This is a genomic window from Mesorhizobium sp. M8A.F.Ca.ET.208.01.1.1, from assembly GCF_004791315.1.
Lineage (GTDB): Bacteria > Pseudomonadota > Alphaproteobacteria > Rhizobiales > Rhizobiaceae > Mesorhizobium.
On record NZ_SRUT01000017.1, the window covers coordinates 38,364 to 44,732 of the forward strand.

Genomic DNA, 6,369 nt, shown 5'->3' on the forward strand with positions numbered 1-6,369 from the left:
ATGTTCGATACGAAATTTGCAATCGTACTGCGAGAAGACTTGCCCGTCTGGCAGAAACTCAACGTCACCGCCTTCCTGACCAGCGGCATCGTCGCGCAATTCCCCGACATCATCGGCGAGCCCTATCGCGACCGCGCCGGCAATCTCTACAATCCGCTGTCGATCCAGCCGGTTATCGTGCTCTCGGCCGACCAGGCGACGCTCGGTGCGATCCACCGGCGTGTGCTGGAACGCGGCGTGACGACTTCGCTCTATGTCGAGGAGATGTTTTCCACCGGCTTCGACGCCGCCAACCGCGCCGTGTTTGCCGAATTCGCGCCCGAAGACGCCAAGGTGGTCGGCATCGCGCTGCGCGCCGAGAAGAAGGTTGTCGACAAGATCACCAAGGGCGCCCGAATGCACACATAGCGCCCGCGGACTAAGCCTGACGGCGGCTGTTGTTGTACCAGCGACCCCAGGCGCGGCAGCGGGCGACAATTGGCTTGCCGGCAAGCGACAATTCCCGCAAAGGTGGGCTCCAGCCCAGCTTTTCCCCGGCCTGCACGTGAATCCTTCCCAAAGACAGTCAGAAAGCGCGACGCCGCCGGTGGCGATCCTGTGCATGCTGACCACCTATGTCTTCTTCACCTTCCTCGACACCTCAAGCAAATATCTCGTCCTGGCCGGCGTCTCCGTCCTGATCGTCGCCTGGGTGCGCTTTGCCGTGCATGTCGTGCTGGTTGGGGCGCTGCTGCGGGGCTGGCGCGAGCCGGCGCGGTTTCGCCCGGTCAACCTGCCGGCGCATGTGATCCGTGGCGCCTTCCTGTTCGGCTCGACCATGTTCAACGTCCTGGCGCTGCGGTCCCTGCAACTGGCCGAGACGACGTCGATCTATTTCTTCGGGCCGATGGTGATCACCGCCCTTGCCGGCCCGCTGCTCGGCGAATGGGCCGGCTGGCGGAGGTGGCTGGCGATCCTGGCCGCTTTCGCCGGGGTTTTGATCATCACGAGGCCAGGTGTCGGCGTTTTCGGCATCGGACACCTCTTTGCGCTCGGCTCGATGCTGTCGAACTGCTTCTATGTCATCATGACGCGACGCATGTCGGCCACCGAGACCTCGGAAAGCCTGATCCTGTTCTCGGCGCTGGCGCCGGCGGTGCTGCTGTTGCCCATGCTGCCGTTTTCCTTCTCTCTGCCGCACGATGGCTGGCACTGGTTCGTCTTGCTCATGCTCGGCGTGTTCGGCGGCGTCGGCCACTGGCTGCTGGTCCAGGCCTATCGGCGGGCAACGACCACGGCGCTCGCCCCCTATCCCTATTCGCAGATGGTGTGGATGATCCTTTCCGGCTGGCTTGTCTTCAAGCAGTTCCCCGACCGCTGGACGCTGGTCGGCGCCGCCATCATCGTCGCCAGCGGCCTCTACATCGTCCATCGCGAACACCGGCTTCGGCTGCGCAGCCGCGCCGCCTCGGATGTCGAGGCCGAGGCGCTGGCAAAAAAACTTTGATTTGGCCCCGATCGATGGCATAAGGCCGCCCTTAAACAGTTTAAAAAACGACGGGGAGCGAAAGCCTGGCACAGAAGATCAAGCTGTCGACGATCGCGGATGCGCTTGGCGTGTCCACGGCCACCGTGTCGCTGGCACTGCGCGACAGCCCGCTGGTTGCCGGCTCGACGCGCGACCGCATCAAGGAACATGCGCGCGCCATCGGCTATATCTACAACCGCCGCGCCGCCAGCCTGCGCACCTCGCGCTCGGGCATTGTCGGTGTCGTCGTGCACGACATCATGAACCCGTTCTTCGCCGAGATCCTGCGCTCGATCGAGAGCGAGCTCGACCGCAGCCGGCAGACCTTCATCCTGTCCAATCACTATGATCAGCTCGAAAAGCAGCGCACCTTCATCGATACGCTGCTGCAACTCGGCGCCGACGGCGTCATCATGTCACCGGCCATCGGCACGCCCGCGTCCGACATCGTCATGGCCGAGGAGAACGGCCTGCCGGCGGTGCTGATCGCACGCACCGTCGAGGGCGCCGACGTGCCGGTGTTTCGCGGCGACGACTCTTATGGAACAGGCCTCGCCACCAACCATCTGATCTCGCTCGGCCACAAGCGCATCGCCATGATCGGCGGCACCGATCAGACCTCGACCGGCCGCGATCGCTACCAGGGCTATGTCAACGCCATGGAGGCGGCGGGGCTCGAAGTCAGATCGTCCTGGCGCATCGCCGGCCCGCGCACCAAGCAGGCGGGCTTCGAGGCGGCCGGGCAATTCCTGGCGCTGAAGGACAGGCCGACCGCCGCCTGCTGCTGGAACGACCTCGTCGCCATCGGCCTGATGAACGGCATTGCGCGCGCCGGCCTGGTGCCGGGCATCGACATCTCCGTCACCGGCTATGACGATCTCGAGGAGGCGGCGATCGCCACGCCGGCGCTGACCACCGTCTGGAACGGCCAGCGCGAGGTTGGCCGCCGCGCCGCCAGCGCGCTGCTCGACAAGCTCAACGGTCAGACGGTGCGGCCCTCGCAGGAATTGATCAAGCCGGAACTGCATGTGCGCCAGTCGACCGGCAAGCCGGTGGAGCGTGCATGACCAGGGCCGAAGATCTGCAAGCCGTTGCCATTCTGGTGCCATCGGATTTCAGCGGCCATGCCGCCGATCGCATCGACCGGACATTCAGGCGCGTCGGCATCGAGCGGGCCGATCCGGCGCTGGTCACCGAGGAGATGCGCCGCGCCGTACGTGGCGTCGCTTCCTTTGCCGGCATCAGCGCGGCGATGATGGATGCGTTGCCAAATCTCGAACTCATCGCCTCTTTCGGCGTCGGCTACGATTCCGTCGATGTCGGCCATGCGGCGGCGAAGAACATCATGGTCACCAACACGCCCGACGTGCTGACCGAGGAGGTCGCCGACACCGCGATCGGGCTGCTGATCAACACGGTGCGCGACCTGCCGCGCGCCGAGACCTGGCTGCGTGACGGCAACTGGATGCGCAAGGGCAACTATCCGCTGAGCCGGCTCACCTTGCGCGCGCGCCGCGTCGGCATTTTCGGCATGGGCCGCATCGGGCAGGCCATTGCCGGGCGGCTGGAGGCCTTCGGCCTGCCGGTCGCTTACCACAACCGGCGTCGTGTCGAAGCCCTTGCCTACCAGTACCATCCGACGTTGAAGGGCTTGGCCGAGGCGGTCGATACGCTGATTTCGGTGGCGCCCGGCGGAGCTTCGACGCAGAAAGCGGTCAATGCCGAGATCCTGTCGGCACTCGGCGCGAATGGCGTCTTCGTCAACATCGGCCGCGGCAGCACGGTCGACGAAGCGGCCCTCGCGGCCGCCCTTGCCGACGGCACCATTGCCGCCGCCGGGCTCGATGTCTTCGCCGACGAGCCGAATGTCCCCAAGGCGTTGCTCGACTTGCCAAACACCTCTCTGCTGCCGCATGTCGGCTCGGCTTCGGAGCACACACGCCGCGCCATGGCCGATCTCTGCGTCGACAATCTGGTCTCCTGGTTCAGCGAGCGCCGGGCGCTGACGCCGGTGCCGGAGACGGTCAATGTGAAGGCTCGCCCTTGAGCGGTCGGGCTGCCATATTTATTAACGTCTGCTTAACCCTTTGAAATCATTCTTCATCCTGTCTGTATGCATGGGTGAAGATCAGTATGAAGGCGCTTTCCGCGGTAATCGCAGCCGCAGCCTTGGTTGGCGGCGTTCAACTGTTTCATGACGGCAATGGCGAAAGCGTCGCCCTAGAGGCTACGCCGTCCAACACCTACAGGCTGGTCGCCAATGGCGACGGGGGGGCCTGCGCGGTCACGCGCGGCGCCTCGGTCTCGGATGGTCTGTCGCTGTTGACCGTGGCTCCGAATTGCCGACGGCTCCTGCCAGGCATCGAGCAGGTGAAATTCTGGCGCCAGCAAAACGACGGAACGGTCGCCTTCAGTGCCGACGGCGTCGATCCGATCGTCACCTTTGCCGTGGCTGACGGCGATGGCTACGAATCCTATGCCCCGGCGCTACCGTTGTTGTCGCTCGCGGCGGATGGTGACTTGAAGCCGCGAGACTGAACTACTCCGCCGCGGCCCGCGCGCCGGCTTTCGCGGCGGCGTGCAAACGCACCGCATCGCCGAAGGCGCGGAAAATCTTGGCGGAATTGCTGTCCGACTTGACCCAATATTCGGGATGCCACTGGACGCCGACGGCGAAGGCGCGGGCGCCCTTGACCGAAACCGCCTCGACCGTGCCGTCGGTGGCGACAGCCTCGATCTCGAGCTTCGACCCCAGCCGCTCGATCGCCTGGCGATGCAAGGAATTGACCTTGATGTCGCCGGCACCGAACACGCCGGCCAGGCAACTGCCCGGCTTGATCGAAATGGTCTGGTGAATGGCGAAGCGCTCGTCCTGTTTGTCGCTCATCGCCGCACGGTGGTCCAGCGATCCCTCGCGCTCCTGGATCTCGGTGCCCAGCGTACCGCCAAGCGCCACGTTCAGCTCCTGAATGCCGCGGCAGATGGCGAGCAGCGGCACGCCGCGCTCGATCGCCTTGCGGATCAGCGGCAGCGTCGTGGAGTCGCGCGCGGTGTCATAGGGGCCATTGGCTTCGCTGGCATCGCCGCCATAGAGCGAAGGGTCGACGTTGGATTTCGAGCCGGTGAGCATGACGCCGTCGACCGACGACAGGAGTTCGTCGAAGTCCAGCCGGTCGCCGAACGAGGGCACGAGCAGGGGGAAAACACCGGCACCCGCGATCGCCGCTTCCAGATATTGTTGCGGCGCGGCATGCCAGGTGTAGTTGTCGAATTGACGGACGTCGGTCGATATGGCGACGAGCGGCTGCTGCATTTTGGGTCTGTTTTCCATCTGGCAAGGAATGTCCTGCCCTCAAAATAGGCGATGTCAGGGCATTTTTCCATGCCAAGTTTCAGCGTGTCGCATAGGCCACGAAATCCCCTGTTAGACTATAGTTGCAGGCCCCCATGGCCCCGTCGCCAAATACGGTGGCCGTGCTGGACTCGACCCCCTGCCTGTGTATTGTTTCGCCAGCCGATGCGGGTACGGAGGATGTCTCCGGCGTCGGTCTGTTGATCCAAAAGGGAGGAACTGCATGGATCGTCGTTCATTCATCCGCAAGGCCGGCGTGACCGGCGTCGGTGCAGCCGCGGCGGCGGCCACGCTCGCCGCACCGGCCATAGCCCAGTCCAACCCCAAGGTGACATGGCGGCTGGCGTCGTCCTTCCCGAAGTCGCTCGACACCATCTATGGCGGCGCCGAAGTGTTCTCCAAGATGCTGTCTGAAGCCACTGACGGCAATTTCCAGATCCAGGTCTTTGCCGCCGGCGAGCTCGTCCCTGGCCTGCAGGCCGCCGACGCCACCACGGCCGGCACGGTCGAGGCCTGCCACACGGTGGCATATTATTACTGGGGCAAGGATCCGACATGGGCGCTGGGTGCCGCCGTGCCCTTTTCGCTCAATGCGCGCGGCATGAATGCCTGGCATTATCATGGCGGCGGCATAGACCTGTTCAACGAGTTCCTCGCCACGCAAGGTCTGTTCGGCCTACCGGGCGGCAACACCGGCGTGCAGATGGGTGGCTGGTTCCGCAAGGAGATCAAAACCGTCGCCGACCTCTCCGGCCTCAAGATGCGTATCGGCGGCTTTGCCGGCAAAGTGGTGCAGAAGCTCGGCGTCGTGCCGCAGCAGATCGCCGGCGGCGACATCTATCCGGCGCTGGAAAAGGGCACCATCGACGCCGCTGAGTGGGTCGGCCCCTATGACGACGAGAAGCTCGGCTTCTACAAGGTCGCGCCCTATTACTACTATCCCGGCTGGTGGGAAGGCGGCCCGACCGTCCACCTGATGTTCAACAAGGCGAAATACGAAGAGCTTTCGCCGACCTACAAGTCGCTGCTGCGTACATGCGCCCAGGCCGCCGATGCCAACATGCTGCAGAAATACGACTACGTGAACCCTCCGGCGGTGAAGCGGCTGGTGGCCGGCGGCGCCAAACTGCGCCCGTTCAGCCAGGAGATCATGACCGCGTGCTTCGAGAAGGCAAACGAGGTCTATGCCGAAATGGAAGCCTCGAACGCGCCCTTCAAGAAGATCTGGGAATCGATCAAGGGCTTCCGCAAGGAGCACTATCTCTGGGCGCAGGTTGCCGAATACAATTACGATACCTTCATGATGGTCCAGCAGCGCAACGGCAAGCTGTAGGGTTGAGCCTTGTCCCTTCTCCCCGTCACTATACGGGGAGAAGGTCCCGGTGTCCGAACCGGATAGATAGGTAACAGAATGGACCGATAGCATGGGTGACAGTTTTCTTGTCCGCCGGGAGGACCGGCGATGGTTTGGCGAGAAACTGGGATCATGGACGAGCGGCTACGGTTTGTT

General features: G+C 63.9%; 7 protein-coding genes. 6 read left to right on the top strand and 1 reads right to left on the bottom strand.

Going from position 1 to position 6,369, the window contains the following annotated elements:
- The 5 genes from EN851_RS33615 to EN851_RS33635 all read left to right on the top strand — a co-directional run bounded on the left by EN851_RS33615 (position 1) and on the right by EN851_RS33635 (position 4,045).
- Positions 1-408: a DUF2000 family protein gene (locus EN851_RS33615; RefSeq protein WP_127278018.1), complete on the top strand. Its 408-nt coding sequence runs from the start codon at positions 1-3 to the stop codon at positions 406-408.
- A 193-nt stretch (positions 409-601) separates the two neighbouring features.
- Entirely contained in the window at positions 602-1,486 is an 885-nt protein-coding gene (locus EN851_RS33620) for a DMT family transporter (protein WP_167531481.1), read from the top strand.
- A 65-nt stretch (positions 1,487-1,551) separates the two neighbouring features.
- Positions 1,552-2,574 carry a LacI family DNA-binding transcriptional regulator gene (locus tag EN851_RS33625; RefSeq protein WP_127278020.1) on the top strand — a complete coding sequence of 341 codons (1,023 nt, stop codon included), beginning with the start codon at positions 1,552-1,554 and terminating at the stop codon, positions 2,572-2,574.
- Positions 2,571-3,554: a 2-hydroxyacid dehydrogenase gene (locus tag EN851_RS33630; protein WP_135930996.1), complete on the top strand. Its 984-nt coding sequence runs from the start codon at positions 2,571-2,573 to the stop codon at positions 3,552-3,554. The genes EN851_RS33625 and EN851_RS33630 overlap by 4 nt, the downstream gene beginning before the upstream one ends.
- An 86-nt stretch (positions 3,555-3,640) precedes the next feature.
- Positions 3,641-4,045 (top strand): hypothetical protein, encoded by a 405-nt coding sequence (locus EN851_RS33635; protein WP_135916992.1) that lies wholly within the window; start codon positions 3,641-3,643, stop codon positions 4,043-4,045.
- A 1-nt stretch (position 4,046) separates the two neighbouring features.
- Here the strand turns inward: EN851_RS33635 and EN851_RS33640 are convergent, their stop codons facing one another.
- Entirely contained in the window at positions 4,047-4,820 is a 774-nt protein-coding gene (locus EN851_RS33640; protein ID WP_135882814.1) for a gamma-glutamyl-gamma-aminobutyrate hydrolase family protein, read from the bottom strand.
- A gap of 262 nt (positions 4,821-5,082) precedes the next feature.
- Here EN851_RS33640 and EN851_RS33645 point away from each other — a divergent pair, with 262 nt between their 5' ends.
- On the top strand, positions 5,083-6,192 hold the full coding sequence (locus EN851_RS33645; protein WP_127278183.1) for a TRAP transporter substrate-binding protein: 1,110 nt from the start codon (positions 5,083-5,085) through the stop codon (positions 6,190-6,192).
- Positions 6,193-6,369 lie beyond the last annotated feature (177 nt).